Here is a 21,060-nt window from a genome sequence, read left to right as displayed (position 1 = left end):
AATCATCATCATAAATTAGCGACCCAACAGCCAGGGCGGAGCCCGCTGCCCAGGGTCCATCGGAGGAAACCAAGTGAACGCAATCATCAAGGACTTCAAAGTCGTCGACACCGACACCCACGTGATCGAACCCTACGATCTGTGGACGTCGCGCATCTCGGTGGCGAAGTACGGCGACAAGGTTCCGCACGTGAAATGGGACCCCAACCACAACGAAGACGCCTGGTTCTTCGGCGGCGAGCGCACGACGGCCGCTGCCGGGGCCGCCATGGCCGGCTGGCACGAATATCCGCCCAAGCGCCCGCAGCGGCTGGAGCAGGTGGATCCCGCCCTCTACGCCGCTGCTCCGCGCCTGAAGAAGATGGACGAGTACGGGATCTGGGCGCAGATCCTCTATCCCAACGTCGCCGGCTTCGGGGCTGGCCGCTATCTGGCGCTCGGCGACTCCGAGCTGATGCTGCTGTGCGTGAAGGCCTACAACGACTGGCTCACGGAGTGGAGTTCGGTCGACCCCAAGCGGCTGGTTCCGCAGATGGCGCTGCCGTTCTGGGATGTGCAGCTGTCCCTCAAGGAAATGGAGCGCTGCGCCAAGCTCGGCCACAAGGGCCTGGTGATGTGCGGCGAGCCGGAGCACTTCGGGCTGCCCAAGCTTACGGACCCGCAGTGGGATCCGTTGTGGGCCGCCGCCCAGGACATGGGCCTGCCGATCAACTTCCACATCGGCACCGGCGACATGTGGTACTTCGACATGATGCACGAGAGCATCGGCCGGCACGCGGCCTTCGCCTCGATGGGCGCCCTGTTCTCGATGGACAACGGCAAGATCATCTCGCAGATCACCTGCGGCGGCATCTGCGAGCGCTTCCCGAAGCTCAACTTCGTGTCGGTTGAAAGCGGCGTCGGCTGGCTGCCGTACCTGCTGCAGGGCCTGGACTACCAGTGGCTGAACTGCGGGGCGCACAAGGAAAACCCGCATATGAAGCTGCTCCCTTCGGAGTACTTCAAGCGCCAGATCTATGGCTGCTTCTGGTTCGAGCAGGGCCTGAAGCCGGCCATCGACTTCCTCGGCGCGGACAACATCCTCTACGAGACGGACTTCCCGCACCCGACCAGCATGAGCCCCGGCCCCGCCACCTCGGCCCTGGCGCCGGGCGACTACATGGAGGAGGTGTTCCAGGGCGTTGCGCGCGAAGACGTGGGCAAGATCGTCCACAGCAACGCCGCCCGCATCTACCACCTCGACTGATCCTCCCCTGAGGAAACTGGGCTGGGCGGCGCCCGGCCCTCTTTTTCAAGCCGGAAGGGGAGGCGAGGTGGCCGACTATTTCGACATGACCGGCAAGGTCGTGCTGGTGACCGGCGGCAGCCGCGGCCTGGGCTATGAGATGGTCAAGGCCTTCGCCGCCGCGGGCGCGGACGTGATCGTCTCGAGCCGCAAGCTGGAGCCCTGCGAGACGGTCGCCGCGGAGGTGCGCGACCTGGGCCGCCGCGCCCTGGCGGTCGCCTGCCATGTCGGCAAGTGGGACGAGCTTCCGCGCCTGGTGGAGGCGGCCTACGACGCCTTCGGCCGGGTCGACGTGCTGGTCAACAACGCCGGCATAGCCCCCGTCGCGCCGCGCTCCTCGGAGATCACCGAAGAGATGTTCGACAAGACCGTGGCGGTGAATTTCAAGGGGCCGTTCCGGCTCTCCGCCCTGATCGGCGACCGCATGGTCCAGGCTGGCTCCGGCTGCATCATCAACATCAGCAGCTTGGGCGCCCAGAAGCCCAGCCCCGAGTACCCGGTCTACGCCGGGGCCAAGGCGGCTCTGAACATCATGACCCAGGACCACGCGCTGGAATTCGGCCCCAAGGTGCGGGTCAACGCCATCCAGTGCGGCCCCTTCTGGACCGACATCGCCGAATCCTGGGCCGAGGAGGTGAACCGGACCTCGCCCGCTGCGGCCAGGCGCATCGGACGGCCCGAGGAGATCGCCACCACGGCGCTCTATCTCGCCAGCGACCGCTCGAGCTTCACAACGGGGGCGATCATCCGCCTCGACGGCGGCGTGCCGTGAGGAGGCCCGGATGAACGCGCCTGCGCAGAAATACCTCGGCGAGACGGTGGAGGTGAAGCCGGCCCACCGCATCGACCAAGCCCGTCTCGTCCAGTTCCTGGGCGACATGATCGCGGACTACGAGGGGCCGCTGGAGGTCCGGCAGTTCGAGGGCGGCCAGTCGAACCCGACCTATCTGCTCTCGACGCCCGCCCGGAAGTACGTCCTGCGCCGCAAGCCGCCGGGCGTTCTGCTGAAGTCCGCTCACGCGGTCGACCGCGAGCACCGCGTCATGCGCGCCCTGTTCGAGTGCGGTTTCCCGGTCCCGGAGCCGCTTGCGCTCTGTGAGGACGACAGCGTGCTGGGGTCCGCCTTCTATGTGATGCGCCACGTTCCCGGGCGGGTGTTCCTGATGAGCGCCATGCCGGACCTGACGCCGGCCGACCGCGCGGCGGTCTACGACTCCGCCAACGCGACCCTGGCGCAGCTGCACAGCGTCGACCCGGTCGCCGCGGGCCTCGAGGACTTCGGCCGGCCCGGCAACTATTTCGAGCGGCAGATCAATCGCTGGAGCCAGCAGTACCAGGCCTCCCGCACCGAGGAGATCCCGGCGATGGAGCGGCTGATGGCGTGGCTTCCGGCCGCCGCGCCGCCGGCCGGGGAAACCCGCCTGATCCACGGGGACTACTCGTTCCACAACCTGCTGATCCATCCGACCGAGCCGAAGGTGGTCGCGGTGCTGGACTGGGAGCTCTCGACCACGGGCGACCCGCTCGGGGATCTCACCTATCACGCCATGGAATGGTACCGGCCGGACGACGGCGACGCCCGCGGCACGCTGCGGAACCTGGATCTCGCGGCCCTCGGCATTCCCGACCTCGAGAGCTACGTGGCCCGCTACTGCGAGCGGGTCGGGCGCCCGCCGCTGGAGAACCTCGCCTTCTACAAGGCCTACAACCTCTTCCGGGTCGCGGCGATCGTCCAGGGGATCACGGCCCGGGCCCTGCAGGGAAACGCGGCGGCCGCCGGCGCGGCGGAGCAGGCGGCGCGGGTGCGTCCCCTGGCGGAAGCCGCTTGGGCCTGCGCTCGGGAAGCTGGAGCAATCGAATGAGATCTGACATGCAACGCCAGTGGGTGGTCGCGCGGCGGCCTTCGGGGCGGCCGTTGGAGGACGGCGACTTCGAGCTGGTCGAGGCGCCGGTGCGCGCGCCGCGCGAGGGCGAGGTCCGGCTGACCACCCTCTATCTTGGGTTCGACCCCGCCCAGAAGAGCTGGATGGAAAACCTCGCGACCTATGTGGCGCCGGTCGAAATCGGCGGGGTGATGCCGGGCCTGGGCGTCGGCGTCGTCGCGGAATCGCGCGCTCCGGCCTTCGTCGCCGGCGACATTGTCTGGGGCATGATCGGCTGGGAGGAGCAGCCGACGGTTCCCGCCGCGGAGGTCTGGAAGCTTCCGCCCGAAGTGCCGGCCAGCGCCGCGCTGTCGATCTTCGGCGCGACCGGACGCACCGCCTATCTGTCGCTGATGAAGGTGGGCAAGCCGGTCGCCGGCGACACCCTGGTGATCTCCGGTGCAGCTGGCGCCACCGGCTCGCTCGTCGGCCAGATCGGCAAGATCGCCGGCTGCCGGGTGATCGGCATCGCCGGCGGGCCCGAGAAATGCGCCTTCCTGACCGATCAACTCGGGTTCGATGCCGCCATCGACTACAAGAACGAGAAGGTGCGCACGCGGCTGCGCGAGCTCGCGCCCGGCGGCATAGACATCTTCTTCGACAATGTCGGGGGAGACATCCTCAACACCGCCCTGGCGCAACTGGCCCTCAAGGCGCGGGTGGTCATCTGTGGCGCGATCTCCCGCTACAATTTCGATCCGCGCAGTCCTGAGATGCCGGAAGGACCCCGGAACTATTTCAACGTCGTTTTCAGTGGGGCGACGATCCAGGGCTTCCTGATGCCGCAGTACGAGAGCGACTACCCCGAGGCCGACCGGCGTCTCGTCGGCTGGCTGCGGGCCGGCCGACTCATCCTCGGCGAGGACGTGCAGGTCGGCTTCGAGAACGCGCCCTCGACGCTGCGGCGGCTGTTCGAGGGCCGCAACATCGGCAAGCAGCTCTTGAAAGTCGCCTAGGCGCTGGGCGCCGGCGCCGGCCGTCGCGACGGCGCTTGACGACAACTCCTGATAATGATGATCATCATTGTACTAATAAGGTAGGGAGGACGCGTGAGGGGCGACGGGGCCAGGTTTGGCTCCGTAGGGGTTCGCGGCCCAATCGGCCGCGCCAGGTCCGCTCACATCCGTCCTCACCTGCCGAACACAGGTCCTGGGGAGGACACACATGCGGACCAAGAGGATTCCACGTACCCGTTCGCTTGCCTGGGGCGCGAGCACAGCCGCGCTGCTGACGGGCCTGGGCTTGATGGCGACGCCGGCCACGGCCCAGCCTGCGGCCCAGCCGCCAGCGGCGCCTGCCTCCAACACCTTGGGCGAGGTGATCGTCACGGCTACCCGTCGCGAGGAGGCCCTGAGCAAGGTCCCGGTCGCGGTGACGGCGATCAGCGGCGAGCAGGTCAAGGCCGCGCGCCTCGGCAACTTCAGCGACCTGCCCTCGATGGTTCCCGGCGCGACCTTCGTCAGCACCAAGGGCCAGAGCACGGCCAACGTGCAGATCCGCGGTCAGAGCACGACCAACGATGCGCCGGCGCTGGAACTGCCGGTCGCGATCTTCATGGACGACATCTACTACGGCACGCTCGCCTCATTCAGCGCCGACTTCTTCGACCTCCAGCAGATCGCCATCCTGCGCGGCCCGCAGGGCACGACCTTCGGCCGCAACGTCGTGGGCGGGGCGTTGCAGATCACCAGCAACAAGCCGAAGCTGGGCGACACCCATGGCGAGGTGAGCGTCACGGCGGAAACCTACGGCCGGCACGGCTCCTCCGGCTTCGAGAGCCAGGGCTTCTTCAACCTGCCGATCAACGATCAGGCGGCCGCGCGGATCGCCTACAGCGTCAAAGACGTCGACGGCTACATGCACAACGTCGTGACGGGGAACAACCTGTCGGACCAGAAGAGCTACGCGATCCGGCCGTCGTTGCTCTGGCAGCCGACCGATGATTTCAGGCTGACCGCATTCGTGCAGTACAATCACGAGAACATGTTCGCCTCGGGCTACCGGTTCTTCGGCCAGGGCGCGGTGGTGGCCAACGCCCAGGCGATTTCATCCAGCCCCTGGGACGTCTTCCAGGACGTCGATGGCGTGAACCGGCGGAACATCGTCGCGGGCCAGGTGCGGGCGGACTGGGATCAGCCTCTGGGCACGCTGACCTCGATCACCAGCTATCGGACGCTGGACTCCTTCTATCGCGACGACGGCGACAATGGTCCGTTGCCGATGAACAGCAACTCGATCAACGAGAGCAAGGAGTTCCAGTTCAGCCAGGAATTCCGGCTGACCTCGCCCAGCGGACGACGGTTCGAATATGTGGCGGGCCTCTACTACGGGTTCGAGAACCTGAAGAAGTCGATCACCTTCGGCTTCAACGGCACTGTGCCCGGCCAATTCCTCGGCGTTCTGACGGGAGGCAGGTTGCAGAACGAGACGGTCACCGGCGACGCCCATGTCATGACCATCGCGCCCTTCGCTGAAGGCAAGTTCCACGTCACCGACCAGTTGGCTCTGACGCTCGGCGCCCGTTACACGCTGGAAGAGAAGAACGGCTACACTCGGCACGCCAACGGGTCGGTCTTCTACGGCGCGCCGTTCGACGTGCATTTCAGGGAGACGTGGCGGCGCCTGACGCCGCGCGCCATCCTCGAGTTCAAGCCCACCGACGACGCGCTGCTCTACGCCGGAGTGTCCACCGGCTTCAAAGGCGGCGGCTGGTCGCTGACCAGCACCAATCCCGCCGCCGCCGTCACCCCGTTGGACCCGGAGAAGAGCACTAGCTACGAAGCCGGCGCCAAGGTGAAGCTGTTCGACCGCAGGCTCTCGATCAACGCCGCGGTCTATCAGGCCGACACCAAGAACCTGCAGGTCCGCTCCCTGGTGGGGCCGGTGCTCACCGACACCAACGCCGGCACCCAGCGGGTCAAGGGCGTCGAACTGGAGACCGTCGCGGCCCTGTTTGATGGCCTGCGGATCGGCGCCAACTACGCCTACACCGACGCCAAGTACCGCTCCTTCCCGGGCTGCGCGGCGGGCAATGCCGACTGCAGCGGCAACCGCGTGCCATTCGTGCCGATGAACGACCTCAAGCTGTTCGCCGACTATGCCTGGAGCGCCTGGGGGGGCGATCTCAGCGCCCATGTCGACGCCCAGTGGGCCTCGACCACCGAGGTGGTCCCCACCAACTATCGCCTGGGGGGCCAGCCGCTGGCCCGGCCGTTCACGAAGAAGGACGGCATCCTCAACGCCTCGCTGACCTATGAACCGGTCGGCGGCTCCTGGCGGCTGCAGCTCTGGGGCAAGAACCTGACCAACCGCTGGTACATGTCCGCGCCCGCCAACTACTACTTCTACTACCTGACCACCGCCGAGTTCGCGGCCGGCCTTCGGGAGGTCGACCGCGGCGTGATCAACCCGCCGCGGCAGGTCGGGGCGACGTTCACCTACAAGTTCCAGTAACTCACCGAAACCGCCCGGCGGCTCCGCCGGGCGGCTTCCACCGCCGCGTCCCGCGCGGCAGATCAGGTCGGCCCGCCATGACCAGCTCATCGCCCCGCTCGCTCCGCTACAGCTGGTTTGCGCTCGCCCTGCTGTTCGTCGTGGCGCTGTTCAACTACGTCGACCGGACGATCCTCTCGATCATGCAGGTGGCGCTGAAGCAGGACCTCGATCTGAGCGACACCCAGCTCGGCGCCCTGACCGGCCTGTCGTTCGCGGTCTTCTACTGCACCTTTGCCCTGCCGCTGGCGCGGCTGGCCGACCGGGTGGCGCGGAAATATGTGCTGGCCGCGGCGCTGACCGTCTGGACCCTGATGACAACGGCGAGCGGGCTTGCGGTCAACTATGGGACCCTGCTCGCCTGCCGGGTGGGCGTGGCTGTGGGGGAGGCGGGCTGCGTGCCGGCCTCGCAATCCCTGCTCTCAGACTTTTTTCCGCGCCACCGGCGCGCCGTCGCCATGGCGGTCTGGGGGCTGGCCCTCCCGCTGGGCGGGATGCTGGGCTTCGCCTTCGGGGGCAAGCTGACCGCCGCACTCGGGTGGCGCGACACCTTCATCATCGTGGGCCTGAGCGGCCTGGTCATGGCGCCCGTGATTCTTCTGCTGCTGAAGGAGCCGCCTCGCGGGCGCTTCGATGCGCCAACTGCGGCTCCGCTGCGCCGCCGTTCGGTCCCCGAAGCCCTGCGCCTGCTCTGGGGGCTGCGCTCGTTCCGCTATCTGGCGCTCGGCGAGGCCTTGCAGGCCTGGGCGCAGATCGCGATGTCCTCCTGGAACGCACCCTTCTACAGCCGCGTCCACGCGATGCCGATCGCCGAGGTCGCCACCTGGCTGGCTCTGTCCACCGGCTTCGGCGGCGCGGTGGGAATCTTCCTGGGCGGCGCGCTGGCCGAGCGGCTCTCACTCCGCGACGTCAGCTGGTACATGCGCGTCCCGGCGATCGCCGCCCTGCTCACCGTTCCATTCGCCCTGGTGCAGTACCTGACGGGCGATGTTCGCGTGTCGCTGGTCTGCTCGTTCATTCCGGCGACCATGGTCAACGTCTATTCCGCGCCGGGAAACGCGGTCTCCCAGACCCTGTCGCCGCCAGACATGCGCGCCTTCACCGCGGCGGTCTACATGCTGGTCGTCAACCTGGTCGGCATCGGCGTCGGTCCCACGGTGGTCGGCGCGCTGAGCGACCTCTTCGCCGACCGCTTCGGCCTAGGCGACAACGCTCTGCGTTACGCCCTGGCGACGGTGGTCATCCCGGCGACCGGCGCAGCGGCGCTGTTCTGGCTTTCCAGCCTGCATCTGCGCCGGGAGATGCGTCCGTTGCATGAGAGAACGCCGGCGGAAGCCGACGCTGAGGTTGAAGCTGCGGCCGTGGCGGTTCCCAACTAGGACCGGCTCAGCGCCAATGCACCTTGTCGCCGATCTTCAGCGGCCAGAGCGACTTGAAGTGCGCCACCTCGTGGCGGATATGCTCGCGCATCCGCTCGGCGGCGAGGTCCTCGTTCCCGGCGATGATGGCTTCGGCGACGTCGCGGTGATGGTGGACGATGTGCTCTTCCAGCTCGCCGCGCTCGGCGCTGGTGAGGACCTGTTCGGTGACGATGTAGCCGATCGGCTGGAGCGTCAGCGAGAGCACCGGATTGGCGGCCAGTTCGCCGACGATGTCGTGGAACATCAGGCCTTCGCGGACGGCCCAGGCGTGATCTTCCTCGAGGAAGGGACTGAGCAGTTCGTTGACGCGCTTGCGGTCCGGATTGCGCGCCGCAAGGCGGGCGAGCATGGGCTCGGCCTCGATCCAGGCCTCGAGCAGCTGTTCGTAGTTCGCGCCCAGCATATGCAGATGCAGGGTCAGGGTGCGCGCGACGTTGGCGGGAACGACGCGTCCGACAACGGTGCCTGCGCCGGGGCCGGGCCGGATGACGATCAGCCCCTGGACCTCGAGCAGGCGCAACGCCTCGCGCAGAGAGGACCGGCTCACCCGGTACTGCACCAGCATCTCGGATTCCAGCGGCAGCCGGTCGCCCGGCTTGAGCTCCTGCGCGACGATGTCCCGCACGATCTCCAGCGCGACCACTTCCGAGGTCTTCAGCGTCCGACGGCCGAGCTCCCAGCTGACCGGCCTGCGGGCCACGCCTTTGATCGGCTCGGGCGCAACCTCAGCCTGCACTCGACGCGACGCCATACGACCGATCTCCCTCTCGAACCCGCGGCCATCGCCGCCGAAATCCAATTCCTGACTAAGATCTCCTAACACATTGGACGCCGTCCGCGGCCAGTCCAATGGTTGACAGCTCTCGGTGCGAGTTCATAATGATGATTATAACGGACTTGCCCAAACAAGCACGGACCGGAGAGCAAGCTCCGGCTTAGGGAGCGCGCCCGACGGGCGCTGAGGCGTTTCATGCAAAGCGTTGCGGCGAGTTCTTTGGCCGACAAGTCGCCGGCGTCACGCGCGCCGCGTCCCCGGCAGGGGCCGCTCGCGGGCGTACGGGTCGCCGATTTCTGCTGGATGGGCGTCGGCGCCTGCGCCACCCGCCTGCTCGCCGACTTCGGCGCCGAGGTGATCCGGATCGAGGATCGCAATCGTCTCGACATGCCGCGCCGCCTGCCGATCTACAAGAACGATCCCCGGACCTACGGCGAAGAGGATGCGAACCCCGATCCGAACAAGGGCGGGCTGTTCAACAACTACAACCGCAACAAGCTCGGCGTGACCATCAATATGCGCAACCCGAAGGGGCATGCGCTCGCCGAACGGCTGATCGCCGCCTCCAGCGTGGTGACGGAGAACTTCGCTCCCGGCGTGATGGAGCGCTGGGGTCTCACCTACGAACATCTGCGGGAACTCTCGCCCTCGGTGATCTACGGCCGGATGAGCGGCTTCGGCCACACCGGTCCGCACGCGGAATACAAGAGCTATGGCCCGGTGGTGCAGGCGGTGAGCGGCCTGTCCTACATCAGCGGCCTGCCGGGGCAGGAGCCGTCCGGCTGGGGGCTGTCGTACATGGACAACGAGGCGGCCTTCTTCAACGCCGCGGCCGTCCTCACCGCGATCTACCACCGAAACCTGACCGGCGACGGCGCCGAGATCGACGTCTCGGCCGTGGAGGCGGGGATCAACCTGTTGGGACCGGTCTTGCTGGAGGTCACCGCGAACGGCCGCTCGACGCGGGACGGATCCTTCCCGATCGGCAACCGCCTTGAGCATCCGAACGCCGCGCCGCATGGGGTCTATCCCTGTATCGGCGAGGATCGCTGGATCGCGATCGCCGTCTTCAACGACGCAGAATGGCGAGGGCTATGCGCGGTGATGGGCCGTCCCGCCTGGACCGCGGAGGCGCGGTTCGCCACCCAGGCCGGTCGGTTCGGCAATCAGGAGGCGCTGGACGCCCATCTCGCCGAATGGACCCTGGACAAGGACCGGTATCAGTTGATGCACGCCCTGCAGGCGGCTGGCGTGGCGGCGGGCGCCGTCCAGACGGCCGAGGACACCAACGACCACGACCCGCAGATCGCCGGTCGCGGGCTCTTCTTCGAGATGGACCATCCGGTGATCGGCGAGGCTCGGTTCGAAGGCACGCCGATACAGTTCTCCCGAACGGTTGAGGACCGATGGCGTTCGGCGCCGCTGCTGGGCGAGGACAACGCCCATGTCTTCAAGTCCCTGCTCGGACTTTCCGAGGACGAATTCGAAGAGCTGAGCGCCGAGGGAGCGATCTGAGATGGCCGAGCGCCCACATGCCCTCGCCGGGCTGAAGATCGTCGAGGTCGCCGACGACATCGGCGGCGAGTTCACCAGCCTGCTGCTCAGCCGGCTGGGCGCCGAGGTCGTCAAGCTTGAGCCGCCGGAGGGCTCGCCCACCCGCCAGGTCGGGCCGTTCGCGGCCGGCCGCGCCGACGCCGATTCCAGCCTCAACTTCTGGTGCTACAACTCCAACAAGAAGAGCGTGACGGCGGACCTCGGCAGCGCCGAGGGCATGGCCGCGCTCAAGGACCTCCTCGCCGACGCCGACATCCTGGTCTCGACCCTGCAGCCCCGCGCCCTGAAGGCGCTCGGCCTGGAGCTCGACGGGCTCACGCAGACCTATCCGCGGCTGATCGTGCTTTCGGTGACGCCGTTCGGCCTGACCGGACCGTGGGCGGACTACAAGTCCAGCGACCTGGTGGCGCTCGCCGCTGGCGGGCCGCTGATCAGCTGCGGGTACGACGACCATGCCATCCCGCCGATCCGGCCGGGGGGCAACCAGGGCTACCACAGCGCCGCGAGCTTCGCGCAGATCGGGGCCATGCTCGCCCTGCTGGACCGCCAGAAGACCGGCCGCGGCCAGCTGCTCGACGTCTCGATGCACGAGGCTTGCGCGGTGAACGTGGAGCTCGCCAACCCCTACTGGTTCTATCCCAGGATCAACGTGCACCGGCAGACCTGCCGCCACGCGCAGCCCTCGCCGACCCAGCCCGCCCTGTTCCAGTGCGCCGACGGCCGCTACGTCTATTTCGCCCTGATCCTGTCGGAGCCGAAGGCCTGGAACGCCCTGGTCAGGTGGATGGAGACCAAGGACATGGCCGTCCACCTCACTGAGCCGGCGTTCAGCGACATCGCCTATCGCCAGGCGCATTTCCAGGAGGTGCAGGAGCTGGTGGAGTGCTTCTTCCTGGTCCAGGACAGCCACGACGCCTACCGCGACGGCCAGGCGGCGGGCCTGCCGGTGGGCGTGCTCAACGCGCCGGAGGACCTGTTCGCCGACGAGCACCTGCAGGCCCGCGGCTTCTTCCAGGAGGTGGAGCACGAAGGGGTGGGCAAGGTGGTCTACCCCGGTCCGATCTACCGGTTCTCCTCCTTCGAGGAGGTCCCGCGCACGGCCGCGCCCCGGCTCGGCGAGCACACCGCCGAAGTGCTCGGCGCCGCGGTGAAAACGATCGAGGAGGTGCGGGCATGATCGATGACGAACTCGCCTTCGCCGGACGCGACAAGTGCGCCGTCGCGGGGATCGGCCAGACCGAATTCAGCCGCGATTCTGGCCGCAGCGTCCTATCTCTCGCCACGGAGGCGTCGCTGAAGGCGATCGCCGACGCCGGCCTGACGCCGGCCGACATCGACGGCGTCGTGCGCTGCGACCACGACACGGTGACGCCCTACACCCTGGCGGCCTCCCTGGGCGCTGTGAACATGCGCTACTGGGCCGACACCGGTCCGGGCGGCGTCGCCCCCTGCATGATGATGGGCCTTGCCATCGGCGCGCTGATGTCCGGTCAGGCCAAGGCGGTCCTGGCGTTCCGCTCGCTGAACGGCCGCTCCGAGATGCGGCTCGGCGGACGAGGGCGCAAGGTCGAGCCCGAGGCGGTCGGCGGGTTCGGGACCTACGACGAGTTCTACGTCCCCTATGGCCTGCAGACCGCCGGCCAGACCTTCGCGATGGTGGCGCGCCGCCACATGATGCAGTTCGGCACGACCTCTGAGCAACTGGCCGAGGTGGCGCTGGCCTGCCGCGAGCACGCCAACCAGACGCCCCACGCCATCATGGCCGACCGGCGCCTGACGCTCGACGACTACCTGGCCTCGCCGATGATCTCCTCGCCGTTGCGGCTGTTCGACTTCTGCCTGGAATCGGACGGCGCCTGCGCCGTGGTGATCACCCTGGCCGAGCGCGCCCGCGATCTGCCGCGGCCACCGGTGCTGATCCGCGCGGTGGCGGGCGGCGTCCCGCAGGACCATCGCCCGGGGATGATGTTTCCCGTGGTCACCCGGCAGGATCCCACCGAGCTCGGTGGGCGCCAGGCCGGGGCCGAACTCTGGCGCCGGGCCGGCGTCGGACCCGCGGAGGTGGACATCGCCCAGCTGTACGACTGTTTCACCATCAGCGTCATCCTCCAGCTCGAGGCCTATGGCTTCTGCGAGAAGGGCGAAGGCGGGCCCTTCGCCGCCTCCGGGGCGCTGAAGAAAGGCGGCCGCCTGCCGATCAACACCGGCGGCGGCCACATGTCCGAGGGCTATGTGCACGGCATGAACCACATCGTGCAGGCCGTCCGTCAGCTGCGCGGGGAGGCCGATATGCAGATCGACGGCGCCGAGCTCTGCCTGTGCACCGGCGGTCCTTTGCCGGTCGGCTCCAGCGTCCTCTTCCGGAAGGCGGCGTGATGAGCGAGCGCACCATCCTGCCGAATGTGGACGACCGCGAGACAGGTCCCTTCTTCGCCGCGGCGGCGGAAGGCCGGCTGGTCTACCGCGGCTGCCTCGACTGCGGTCGCGGCCTGCAGCCGCCGACGGCGCACTGCCCCCACTGCGGCGGCTGGAACACCGACTGGAAGACCGCCAGCGGCGCGGGCTGGCTGTTCAGCTGGACGACGGTGGTGCGCCAGATCCATCCGGATTTCCCGGCGCCCTACACCCTGGTCGTCGTCGAGCTGGACGAACAGCCCGACGTTCGGCTGCTCGGCCGCCTGGACGGCGAGCCGGAGCTCGCCCTCGGCATGGCGATGGAGGTCTGGTTCGAGCGGCTTGGACCTGACGGTCCGACGCTTCCGCAATGGAAGCCCGCGATCGAAATTCCGGAGGGGACGCGATGACCGACAAGCCGAGCTTCGGTATCACCACCTACAACTATGCGCCGGAGGATATTCTTGCGCTCGCCAAGCACGCCGAGCGGCTTGGCTTCGAGGGGCTCTGGTTCGGCGAGCACTACGCCAGCCCGCGCGCCTACGTCGGCCACCACCCGTCGCGCAAGGAGACGCCGGCCGACAGGAACGACGCGCGCGACAAGGAGATCATCGGCGACGAGGTGAGGATCTACGATCCGTGGTTTCTGCTCGGCGCCGTGGCGGGCGCGACCAAGCGGCTGAAGATCGGCACGGCGATCTGCATCGTCCCGATGATGCAGCCGCTGCTGCTGGCGCGCGCCACGATCACGGCGCACGACGTGTCCGGCGGGCGTTTCCGCCTCGGGGCGGGGGCGGGGTGGCTGCGCGAGGAGTTCGACGCGTTCGACCTGCCCTTCGAGCAGCGCGGCGCGCGCCTGGACGAGACGATCGAGATCCTGCGCAAGGCCTGGGCGGGCGGCTACTTCAGCCACCAGGGCGAACACTTCAATTTCGAGGAGCTGCAGATTTCACCGCATCCTGTGAGGGTGCCGCTGGTGTGCGGCGGCAACTCCGGCCCGGCGCTTCGGCGGGTGGCCCGCGTCGCCGACGCCTGGATCAACTCCGCCAAGATCACCCTCGCCGAAGCGCTGCAGCTGCGTCAGACCATCGAGGCCGCGCGCACGGCGCAGGGGACCCAAAACCGGCCTTTCGAGTACTATGTGCGGCCGCATACGCCAGAGCCCGAGGACGTTCTGGCCTATGTCCGCGAGGGGTTCCGGAACGTCGTCCTGTGGGGTCCCGACGTCTGGCCGAACGATCCGCGAGTGCCCCTCGACACCAAAGTCGCGCGCCTGGAAGCGGTGGCCGGCAATCTGGGCCTGGCCGCGGCGCCTGCACGGGCAGAAGCCGTCGCTTGACCCGACGCGAGGCGTAGCGAAGGGCTTGGGCGCCTGTTCCGCCGCCGCGGCCCCGACCGCGGCGCTTTTCACCGAAAACAACGGCTTTTCAGCCGGAGGGCGCAGCTGATGCGGGTCGAAGGCAAGGTCGTGGTCGTCACCGGCGGAGGCTCGGGCATAGGCCGAGCGCTGTGCCAGCGCTTCGCCCGCGAGGGCGCCCGCCGCATCGTCGTCGCCGACCTGAACGCGGCGAACGCCGACGCCGTCGCCGCTGAGGTCCAAGGGATAGCCCGACGCTGCGACGTCGGCTCGGAAGCCGACATCACGCAACTCGTCGAGGAGACCGAAGCGACGGTCGGCCCGATCGACCTGTTCTGCTCGAACGCCGGCGTGCTGCTGAACGACCCGGATCCGGACGATCCAGCCTCCGCGCCAAACCGCGACTGGGAGCTCAGCTGGTGCGTCCACGTCATGAGCCACATCTACGCGGCGCGCGCTCTGGGACCGCGGATGGCGGCCCGCGGTGACGGCTATTTCCTCAACACGATCTCGGCGGCGGGCCTGCTCACCCAGCTCGGCAGCGGCCCCTACAGCACGACCAAACACGCCGCGATCGGATTTGCCGAAAGCCTCGCCATCGCCTACCGCGACCGTGGTCTCCGTGTATCGATCTTGTGCCCACAAGGCGTGGCGACGCCGATGGTGCAGGATGTGATGGAGACGCCGGCTGTCAGTGACGGCGTGCTCACCCCGGAAGAGGTCGCGGACTGTGTCGTCGAAGGCCTGGAAATGGAGCGCTTCCTGATCCTGCCGCACCGCCAGGTCGCCGAATACATGCTTCGCAAGGCGAGCGACTACGATCGCTGGCTTTCCGGGATGTCTCGTTTGCGCGCGAAACCAATTGCCAGGCGCCCGCCGGAGCGCCGGGCAGATTGATCATCATCGAACGCGTTCTGCACGACGCCATGGAGCTCGCCACTTGCGAGGTCCTGGTCTGGGACTGACGACCGCTGGCGTCGCGCTCTCGATCTTGGCGGTTCCTAAGGCTAAGCTGCCCACATATGACAGGCCTTTGATTTCAAGTCCTTAGGTAGTCTCCTGTGCAGGGTCTGTCACACGCGCCGCCACTTTCGCTGGGCTTCGCTCGAGCGCGATCCGGTGGGTTGGCGTCTTGTGGGGTGACCCTTAGGGGACGTTCGGAGACGGAACGTCGCCGGCGCTGCCTCAATTCAGGTTGTCGAAGATGCGCGTGAGGAGCTTGTTCAAACCTTGCACCTCGTCGCCGGCGACGCCCTCGAAGGCGCGTGCATAGACCTGCGTGGCGATGTCCCAGGCCTGGCGCCGGGCTTCCAGGCCGTGGGCGGTCAGCACCACCTCGGTGACCCGGCCGTCGGTTTCGCGCGGGCGGCATGCGACCAGCCCGTCCGCCTGCATGCGCTGCACGATCTTGGTCATGGTCGGCAGTTTGACGATCGCGTGTTCGGCGATCTCGCTGACGCTGGCGCTGTCCTGGCCATGCAGTGACATCAGCACCCGCCAGCGCGGCACGTCGAGGCCGGCGGGCTTCAGAGCCTGCTGCAGCTCCTCGAGGTAGAGGGCGACTACGCGCGTCAGCCAGTAGAACGGCCAGGACTCGTGCGCAAAGGACGCGTCGTCGGGGGTGGGCGCCAGGGTCCTGCTCTTTGGGCCAGCCACCCTTCGACTCATGAGCACTCCCCGGGATTCCATCGGACCGTCCCACAAGAAAGATGAATATTCAAGTAAATGATCCGCCGTCGAGTTGAGTGACGGTTCCCCGGCCAGGGTGTCGGCGACACCCTGGCCGGGCGCCCAGGGTTTGGGCAGGGTCTCGAAATCGCGCGCATCACGCACGACGATAGTTGAATATTCACGTGACTCTTCCATCATCGGCCTTAGCAGCGACGGCGCTGGAGGCGTTTGTGGGACCGTTGACGGAAGTCCTTGGGATCGGCGGTCCGGGCCTGCGGGTCGCGGTCAAGGATTGCATCGATATCGCCGGGACCCGCACCGGCCTGGGCAGCCGGGCGCGGACGGACGTCGCCCCGGCGCGCCGCAACGCCGATGTCGTCGAGGCCTTGCTGGCGGCGGGCTGCCGGGTGGTGGGCAAGGCCGCCATGCACGAGTTCGCCTATGGCGTGACCGGCCTCACGCCCGACGGCGAGGGGCCGCTCAACCCCGGCTTCCCCGACCTGATACCGGGCGGCTCGTCGAGCGGATCGGCTGCCGCCGTCGCCGCTGGCCTGGCGGATTTCGCGCTCGGCACCGACACCGGCGGTTCGGTGCGGATGCCCGCCGCCTGCTGCGGGGTGTTCGGTCTCAAGCCCAGCTTCGGCCGGCTGAGCCGGGCCGGCGTGACGCCGGCGGAAAGCTCGCTGGACTGCGTTGGCCTGCTGGCGGGCCGCGCGGGAATGCTGGCCGAGGCCATGGCGATGCTCGACCCCTCCATCTGTGCGGTTGGCGAGGCGAGCGGGTCGACGCTAGGCCTGTTGGCCACGGACGCCGATCCGGAGGTCGCCGCCGCCGTCGCGGCGGCGGCCCTGGCGAGCGGCCTAGCCCTACGCCCCGCGACCCTGGCCGGGCTCGCCGAGGCCTTCGATGCGGGCCTCACGATCATCGCCGCAGAGGCCTGGGCGGCTTACGGCCGTCACGTGGAGGATCCCCGCCTTGGGCGCGACGTCGCCGCGCGCCTGTCTGCGGCCGCCCGCATCGGGCCGTCCGAGGTGGCCGCTGCGGAAAAAGTCCGGCGTGCCTTCACCGTCGAGGTGGACCGAGCCCTCGAGGCGGTTGACGCCCTGGTCTTGCCGACGCTGCCGACGTTCCCGCCGACGCGCGCTCAGGCCGCCGACGCTAGCGCCATCCTGCGGATCACGGCGCTTGTCCGCCCCTTCAACCTGAGCGGCCACCCGGCGATCTCGATTCCGCTGCGCGCGCCATCGGGGCGGCCGATCGGGCTGCAGATCGTCGGCCGCAAGGGCGAGGACGAGCGGCTCTGCGTGCTCGCCGAGCTCTTCGAGCAGCGCGTCTCCAACGTCATCACCATACATGCCGAGAGCACGCCATGCGGCCCCAGGCCATGACCGATCCGGCTCCGATCGAGGCGCTAACGGCCGAAGTGCGCGCACGCAGCGCCGAATTCGAAGCTCGCAAATGCGTCCCCCGCGACATGGTCGAGCGGTTCCGCAAGATCGGGGTCTATCGCGCCCTGGTCTCTCCGCAGTTCGGCGGTGACGGCAAGTCGCCGGCCGAGTTCTGCCGGCTGATCGAGGAGATCTCCGTGGCCGACGGCTCGGCGGGATGGGTGGCGAGCTTCGGCGCGGCGGCCACCTACCTCGCCGCCTTGCCGATGGAGACCCTGGGCGAGATCTACGCCGAGGGGCCCGACGTGGTCTTCGCTGGCGGCCTGTTTCCGCCCCAGCCGGCGACGCGCACGCCGCAGGGTCTGCGGGTGTCGGGGCGGTGGCGGTTCGCCAGCGGCAGCCCGGGCGCGGACCTCATCGGCGTCGGCGTCGTCGTGCCGGACGACGACACGGGCGGGTTGCCGCGCATGGTCGTGATGCGCGCGTCGCAGGTCATCATCCAGGAGAACTGGGACGTCATCGGCCTGCAGGGCACCGGCAGCCATGACCTGCTGGTCGACGACGTGCTGGTTCCGGAGGCCTGGACCTTCATCCGCGGCGGCAAGCCGACGCTGGACGAGCCGATCAATCGCTATCCGGCGATGGCGCTGGCCGCCCAGGTTCTCGCGGTGGTGGGCCTGGGCGTGGCGCGCGGCGCCATCGACGAGCTAACCGGCCGCCTCGGCGGCAAGGTCTCCATCGTCGGCGGCGCCAAGCTCACCGACCGGCCGCAGGCGCAGATCGAGGTCGCCCAGGCCGAGGCGCGCCTGCGCTCGGCCCGAGCCTGGTTCTACGAGATGACGGAAGAGATCTGGGCGGCGGCCTGCGCCGGCCGGCCCGCGAGCCCGCAGGCTGTCACCCTGTTGCGCCTGGCCTCGATCAATGCGGCCCGCGCCGGCGCCGACGTGGCCCAGGCCATGTTCCGCTTGGCCGGGACCTCCGGCATCTACGCCGCCCACCCGCTGTCCCGCCGCGTGCGCGACGCCATGGTCGTGGCCCAGCACGCCTTCCTGTCGGAGGGCCACAGCCAGATCGCCGGCCGCATCCTGATGGGCGGCGACGGCCAGCCCGGCTTCCCCTGACCGCAACGAGGAGATCGCCCATGTCCGACGTACAGCCGAAGCTCAGGACCCTGTTCTGTCTGGCCGTGCTGCAGAACTTCTTCGACCTCCCGGGATCGGAGATCGGCCTCGTCTGGAAGGCGACCGGCCAGATGCTGCGGGGCATCGCCGACATCCCGGGCGCGGACATCTTGGGCACGCTGGACGACGACCAGACCATGGTCGGAACCTCGCCGAACGGCTGGCCGTGGACGGCCTATGTCCTGGCCGACATGCCCGATCGCGACAGCGTGGTCGCCGCCTGCAATCTGTTTCGCACGATCGAGGTCGGCGAGCACCGTCTGTGGCGCTACATCCGCGTGGAAGCGCGCGTCGGCCGGGAGCTCGCCATCCCCGCCCAGGTCCCGGCGTGAGGCGCTGATGGCCACGGACCTCCTGGGACGGCTCGCCGCGCTCGAGGCCGAGAGCGCCATCCGGCGGCTCATGGCCGAGTACATGCGGCTGTGCGACCAGCTCGACGCGGCCACCCCGATGGAAGAACTGGGCGAGCTCTTCACCGAGGACGCCGTCTGGGCGGGCGGCGGCGGGCGCTATGCGGCGACCTTCGGCGCGCACGAGGGCCGCGACGCGATCGTCGCCATGCTGGGACGCTACCGGGGCCCGCCGCCGCACTTCGCGATGAACGCCCACTTCCTCTGCAGCGAGGCGATCGCCGTCCATGGCCCGCGGGGCGAGGGCGCCTGGACCATGTTGCAGACCTCCACCTTTGCGGACGGCTCTTCGCAGCTGTCGGCCGCTCGCCTGGACGTCGCCTTCGCCCGCAAGGCGGGCTCTTGGCGCATCGCCCGGTTCACCACGACCAACCTGTTCAGCCGTCCGGTCCGCGCCTGGGACGATCCCGCGCCGCTGCCGGTCCCGGCGACTTGACCGAGGACGACATGTCGGACTTCCAAGCCGCTCCCGATCTTGCCGAGCTCGTCCAGCCCGACCGGGTGCACACTGCGCTCTACAAGGACCCCGCCATCTTCGAGGCGGAGATGGACCGGATCTTCGCCGCCACCTGGGTCTGGGTGGCGCACGAGAGCGAGGTCCGCGAGCCGGGCTCTTTCAAGACCTCCTACGTCGGACGCCAACCTGTGATCGTCACGCGCGACCGGGAAGGCGCGCTCCACGTGCTGCTGAACCGCTGCCGCCATCGTGCGGCGACGGTCTGCGAAGGGTCGGGAGGGAAGGCGACCAGCTTCGCCTGCCCCTACCACGGCTGGACCTACGGCCTCGACGGCGCCCTGCGCGGCGCGCCCTATCCGGAGGGTTACGCAGCGAGCTTCGACAAGGCGGACTACGGCCTCGCGTCCCTCCGGGTGGAGAGCTACGGCGGGCTGATCTTCGCCTCCTGCAAGCCCGACATCGAGCCGCTCGTCGACTTCCTCGGGCCGGCGCGGAAGTGGATCGACCTGTTCATGAAACAGGGGGGCGGGTTTCCCGTGAAGGTGGCCGGCGCGCACCGCTTCCGCTTCCCGGGCAACTGGAAGATCCAGCTCGAGAACACCACCGACGCCTACCACTTTCCGCTGGTTCACCGCTCGTTCCTGAGCTCGCTGGACGAGGAGACCGAGGAGCTGCTCGACGTCCTCAACCAGGGCGGCTTCGTCGAAGACCTCGGCAACGGGCACAGCGTCATGGTGATGGTCCCCGACCTGGTGGACCTCGAAGAGAACCTCGAGGCGCCAATCCCCGAGCGCTTCGAGGCCCTCGCCGAGGAGCTGCGGCGCAGCCATCCCGAGGAGGTGGTGCGGCGCGTGGTCCGGGCGGTCGGCGGGACCGGCTTCAACCTCAACCTCTTCCCGAACCTCGCCTGCTCGATGGCCTTCTTCCGGGTGCTGCGGCCGATTTCGGTCGACGAGACGGAGATCGCCCACGTCGCCATCGGCATGGACGGCGGCCCGGAGGCCGGCAACCGCGCCCGCCTGCGGCTGCACGAGCATTTCCAGGGGCCGATGGGTTTCGGCAGTCCCGACGACGCCGAGGCCTGGGCGCGCGTGCAACGCGGGGCGGAAGCGGGATCCGACCTTTGGGTCATGCTGAACCGCGGCCTCGGCGACGACGGCTGCGACAACCAGGGGCCCGGCCTGGGCGACGTCAGCGCCGAGACTGGGATGCGGGCCGCCTACCAGATGTGGAAGAGGATGATGTGCGCATGATCGCCATGACCGAGGCGCGGCCAGACGCGCTCACCCTCGCCGAGGCCACCGCCTTCATCTGGGCCGAGGCCGACCTGCTGGACGCCAAGCTCTATCCCGAATGGCTTTCGCTGTGGCGGCCGGACGGGGTCTATGTGATCCCGATCGATCCCGAGACCGAGGACTTCGAAGGTGCGCTGAACTACATCTATGACGGCGCGGAGATGCGCGAGGCGCGGGTCAGGCGCCTGTGCGGCAAGAGCTCGATCTCGGTGACCTCGGCCGCGCGGACGGTGCGCAGTCTCTCGCGGTTCCGCATCCTGCAGAGTGACGCCGAACGCACTCGCATCCGCTGCGCCCAGCACCTGGTGGAATGCAAGCGCGGCCAGCAACGGCTCTACGCCGCGGACGTCACCTACGACCTGGTGCGCGAGGCCGGCGCGGTGAAGCTGCTGCGCAAGGTGGTGCGGCTGATCAACTCGACCGAGGCGCTCGGCGGCGTCGGCTATCTCCTGTAGGTC

Annotated in this window: 20 protein-coding genes; 18 read left to right on the top strand and 2 right to left on the bottom strand. The window is 68.5% G+C overall.

Annotation, left to right across the window (positions count from 1 at the left end):
- Positions 1 to 73: 73 nt before the first annotated feature.
- From ACSQ2B_RS08495 to ACSQ2B_RS08470, 6 genes are all read left to right on the top strand, one after another.
- Positions 74 to 1,246, top strand: coding sequence for an amidohydrolase family protein (locus tag ACSQ2B_RS08495; RefSeq protein WP_436048967.1), 1,173 nt, complete (start codon positions 74 to 76; stop codon positions 1,244 to 1,246).
- Between the two features lie 67 nt (positions 1,247 to 1,313).
- Positions 1,314 to 2,057 carry an SDR family NAD(P)-dependent oxidoreductase gene (locus ACSQ2B_RS08490; protein WP_436048966.1) on the top strand — a complete coding sequence of 248 codons (744 nt, stop codon included), beginning with the start codon at positions 1,314 to 1,316 and terminating at the stop codon, positions 2,055 to 2,057.
- A gap of 10 nt (positions 2,058 to 2,067) precedes the next feature.
- Positions 2,068 to 3,147 carry a phosphotransferase family protein gene (locus ACSQ2B_RS08485; RefSeq protein ID WP_436048965.1) on the top strand — a complete coding sequence of 360 codons (1,080 nt, stop codon included), beginning with the start codon at positions 2,068 to 2,070 and terminating at the stop codon, positions 3,145 to 3,147.
- Positions 3,148 to 3,155: 8 nt separating this feature from the next.
- Entirely contained in the window at positions 3,156 to 4,163 is a 1,008-nt protein-coding gene (locus ACSQ2B_RS08480) for an NADP-dependent oxidoreductase (protein ID WP_436048964.1), read from the top strand.
- 208 nt (positions 4,164 to 4,371) lie between these two features.
- Positions 4,372 to 6,660 (top strand): TonB-dependent receptor, encoded by a 2,289-nt coding sequence (locus ACSQ2B_RS08475; RefSeq protein WP_436048963.1) that lies wholly within the window; start codon positions 4,372 to 4,374, stop codon positions 6,658 to 6,660.
- Between the two features lie 77 nt (positions 6,661 to 6,737).
- A complete protein-coding gene (locus ACSQ2B_RS08470; RefSeq protein WP_436048962.1) occupies positions 6,738 to 8,078 on the top strand; it encodes a spinster family MFS transporter in 1,341 nt (446 codons plus the stop codon).
- A 7-nt stretch (positions 8,079 to 8,085) separates the two neighbouring features.
- On the opposite strand, the gene ACSQ2B_RS08465 is transcribed toward ACSQ2B_RS08470, so the two are convergent.
- The gene (locus ACSQ2B_RS08465; RefSeq protein WP_436048960.1) at positions 8,086 to 8,871 is read right to left on the bottom strand and encodes a FadR/GntR family transcriptional regulator; all 786 of its coding nucleotides are present in this window, start codon (positions 8,869 to 8,871) and stop codon (positions 8,086 to 8,088) included.
- Between the two features lie 219 nt (positions 8,872 to 9,090).
- Here ACSQ2B_RS08465 and ACSQ2B_RS08460 point away from each other — a divergent pair, with 219 nt between their 5' ends.
- The 6 genes from ACSQ2B_RS08460 to ACSQ2B_RS08435 all read left to right on the top strand — a co-directional run bounded on the left by ACSQ2B_RS08460 (position 9,091) and on the right by ACSQ2B_RS08435 (position 15,097).
- On the top strand, positions 9,091 to 10,410 hold the full coding sequence (locus ACSQ2B_RS08460; RefSeq protein ID WP_436048959.1) for a CaiB/BaiF CoA transferase family protein: 1,320 nt from the start codon (positions 9,091 to 9,093) through the stop codon (positions 10,408 to 10,410).
- A 1-nt stretch (position 10,411) separates the two neighbouring features.
- Positions 10,412 to 11,626, top strand: coding sequence for a CaiB/BaiF CoA transferase family protein (locus tag ACSQ2B_RS08455; protein WP_436048958.1), 1,215 nt, complete (start codon positions 10,412 to 10,414; stop codon positions 11,624 to 11,626).
- Entirely contained in the window at positions 11,623 to 12,825 is a 1,203-nt protein-coding gene (locus tag ACSQ2B_RS08450) for a thiolase C-terminal domain-containing protein (RefSeq protein WP_436048957.1), read from the top strand. The genes ACSQ2B_RS08455 and ACSQ2B_RS08450 overlap by 4 nt, the downstream gene beginning before the upstream one ends.
- The gene (locus tag ACSQ2B_RS08445; RefSeq protein WP_436048955.1) at positions 12,825 to 13,253 is read left to right on the top strand and encodes a Zn-ribbon domain-containing OB-fold protein; all 429 of its coding nucleotides are present in this window, start codon (positions 12,825 to 12,827) and stop codon (positions 13,251 to 13,253) included. Before ACSQ2B_RS08450 ends, ACSQ2B_RS08445 begins: the two co-directional genes overlap by 1 nt.
- Positions 13,250 to 14,182, top strand: a complete 933-nt coding sequence (locus ACSQ2B_RS08440) for a TIGR03619 family F420-dependent LLM class oxidoreductase (protein WP_436048954.1) — start codon at positions 13,250 to 13,252, stop codon at positions 14,180 to 14,182. Before ACSQ2B_RS08445 ends, ACSQ2B_RS08440 begins: the two co-directional genes overlap by 4 nt.
- A gap of 108 nt (positions 14,183 to 14,290) precedes the next feature.
- Positions 14,291 to 15,097 carry an SDR family oxidoreductase gene (locus ACSQ2B_RS08435; RefSeq protein ID WP_436048953.1) on the top strand — a complete coding sequence of 269 codons (807 nt, stop codon included), beginning with the start codon at positions 14,291 to 14,293 and terminating at the stop codon, positions 15,095 to 15,097.
- A 288-nt stretch (positions 15,098 to 15,385) separates the two neighbouring features.
- Here the strand turns inward: ACSQ2B_RS08435 and ACSQ2B_RS08430 are convergent, their stop codons facing one another.
- A complete protein-coding gene (locus tag ACSQ2B_RS08430) occupies positions 15,386 to 16,069 on the bottom strand; it encodes a MarR family winged helix-turn-helix transcriptional regulator (RefSeq protein WP_436048952.1) in 684 nt (227 codons plus the stop codon).
- 41 nt (positions 16,070 to 16,110) lie between these two features.
- Here ACSQ2B_RS08430 and ACSQ2B_RS08425 point away from each other — a divergent pair, with 41 nt between their 5' ends.
- From ACSQ2B_RS08425 to ACSQ2B_RS08400, 6 genes are read left to right on the top strand one after another with little or no spacing between them, the layout of a single operon-like run.
- A complete protein-coding gene (locus tag ACSQ2B_RS08425) occupies positions 16,111 to 17,259 on the top strand; it encodes an amidase (RefSeq protein ID WP_436048951.1) in 1,149 nt (382 codons plus the stop codon).
- Positions 17,241 to 18,380, top strand: a complete 1,140-nt coding sequence (locus ACSQ2B_RS08420) for an acyl-CoA dehydrogenase family protein (protein WP_436048950.1) — start codon at positions 17,241 to 17,243, stop codon at positions 18,378 to 18,380. The genes ACSQ2B_RS08425 and ACSQ2B_RS08420 overlap by 19 nt, the downstream gene beginning before the upstream one ends.
- A 20-nt stretch (positions 18,381 to 18,400) precedes the next feature.
- A complete protein-coding gene (locus tag ACSQ2B_RS08415) occupies positions 18,401 to 18,772 on the top strand; it encodes a hypothetical protein (protein ID WP_436048949.1) in 372 nt (123 codons plus the stop codon).
- Positions 18,773 to 18,779: 7 nt separating this feature from the next.
- A complete protein-coding gene (locus ACSQ2B_RS08410) occupies positions 18,780 to 19,286 on the top strand; it encodes a nuclear transport factor 2 family protein (RefSeq protein ID WP_436048948.1) in 507 nt (168 codons plus the stop codon).
- Between the two features lie 11 nt (positions 19,287 to 19,297).
- The gene (locus ACSQ2B_RS08405; protein ID WP_436048947.1) at positions 19,298 to 20,560 is read left to right on the top strand and encodes an aromatic ring-hydroxylating oxygenase subunit alpha; all 1,263 of its coding nucleotides are present in this window, start codon (positions 19,298 to 19,300) and stop codon (positions 20,558 to 20,560) included.
- Complete coding sequence (locus ACSQ2B_RS08400) at positions 20,557 to 21,057, top strand: aromatic-ring-hydroxylating dioxygenase subunit beta (protein ID WP_436048946.1); 501 nt, start codon at positions 20,557 to 20,559, stop codon at positions 21,055 to 21,057. Before ACSQ2B_RS08405 ends, ACSQ2B_RS08400 begins: the two co-directional genes overlap by 4 nt.
- The last annotated feature ends 3 nt before the right edge of the window (positions 21,058 to 21,060 follow it).

Origin of the sequence: Phenylobacterium sp. LjRoot225, from assembly GCF_964252855.1 — a bacterium.
Lineage (GTDB): Bacteria > Pseudomonadota > Alphaproteobacteria > Caulobacterales > Caulobacteraceae > Phenylobacterium.
Note: the sequence above shows the minus strand (reverse complement) of the source record. Positions and strands in the feature narration are given on the sequence as shown.

Excerpts from the sequence above, each read along its gene's own strand:
- ACSQ2B_RS08445 (WP_436048955.1), top strand. The coding sequence starts at position 12,825 with ATGAGCGAGCGCACCATCCTGCCGAATGTGGACGACCGCGAGACAGGT.
- ACSQ2B_RS08420 (WP_436048950.1), top strand. The coding sequence starts at position 17,241 with ATGCGGCCCCAGGCCATGACCGATCCGGCTCCGATCGAGGCGCTAACG.
- ACSQ2B_RS08485 (WP_436048965.1), top strand. The coding sequence starts at position 2,068 with ATGAACGCGCCTGCGCAGAAATACCTCGGCGAGACGGTGGAGGTGAAG.
- ACSQ2B_RS08435 (WP_436048953.1), top strand. The coding sequence starts at position 14,291 with ATGCGGGTCGAAGGCAAGGTCGTGGTCGTCACCGGCGGAGGCTCGGGC.
- ACSQ2B_RS08410 (WP_436048948.1), top strand. The coding sequence starts at position 18,780 with ATGGCCACGGACCTCCTGGGACGGCTCGCCGCGCTCGAGGCCGAGAGC.
- ACSQ2B_RS08430 (WP_436048952.1), bottom strand. The coding sequence starts at position 16,069 with ATGATGGAAGAGTCACGTGAATATTCAACTATCGTCGTGCGTGATGCG.
- ACSQ2B_RS08440 (WP_436048954.1), top strand. The coding sequence starts at position 13,250 with ATGACCGACAAGCCGAGCTTCGGTATCACCACCTACAACTATGCGCCG.
- ACSQ2B_RS08475 (WP_436048963.1), top strand. The coding sequence starts at position 4,372 with ATGCGGACCAAGAGGATTCCACGTACCCGTTCGCTTGCCTGGGGCGCG.
- ACSQ2B_RS08405 (WP_436048947.1), top strand. The coding sequence starts at position 19,298 with ATGTCGGACTTCCAAGCCGCTCCCGATCTTGCCGAGCTCGTCCAGCCC.
- ACSQ2B_RS08400 (WP_436048946.1), top strand. The coding sequence starts at position 20,557 with ATGATCGCCATGACCGAGGCGCGGCCAGACGCGCTCACCCTCGCCGAG.
- ACSQ2B_RS08480 (WP_436048964.1), top strand. The coding sequence starts at position 3,156 with ATGCAACGCCAGTGGGTGGTCGCGCGGCGGCCTTCGGGGCGGCCGTTG.
- ACSQ2B_RS08460 (WP_436048959.1), top strand. The coding sequence starts at position 9,091 with ATGCAAAGCGTTGCGGCGAGTTCTTTGGCCGACAAGTCGCCGGCGTCA.
- ACSQ2B_RS08470 (WP_436048962.1), top strand. The coding sequence starts at position 6,738 with ATGACCAGCTCATCGCCCCGCTCGCTCCGCTACAGCTGGTTTGCGCTC.
- ACSQ2B_RS08415 (WP_436048949.1), top strand. The coding sequence starts at position 18,401 with ATGTCCGACGTACAGCCGAAGCTCAGGACCCTGTTCTGTCTGGCCGTG.
- ACSQ2B_RS08465 (WP_436048960.1), bottom strand. The coding sequence starts at position 8,871 with ATGGCGTCGCGTCGAGTGCAGGCTGAGGTTGCGCCCGAGCCGATCAAA.
- ACSQ2B_RS08450 (WP_436048957.1), top strand. The coding sequence starts at position 11,623 with ATGATCGATGACGAACTCGCCTTCGCCGGACGCGACAAGTGCGCCGTC.
- ACSQ2B_RS08455 (WP_436048958.1), top strand. The coding sequence starts at position 10,412 with ATGGCCGAGCGCCCACATGCCCTCGCCGGGCTGAAGATCGTCGAGGTC.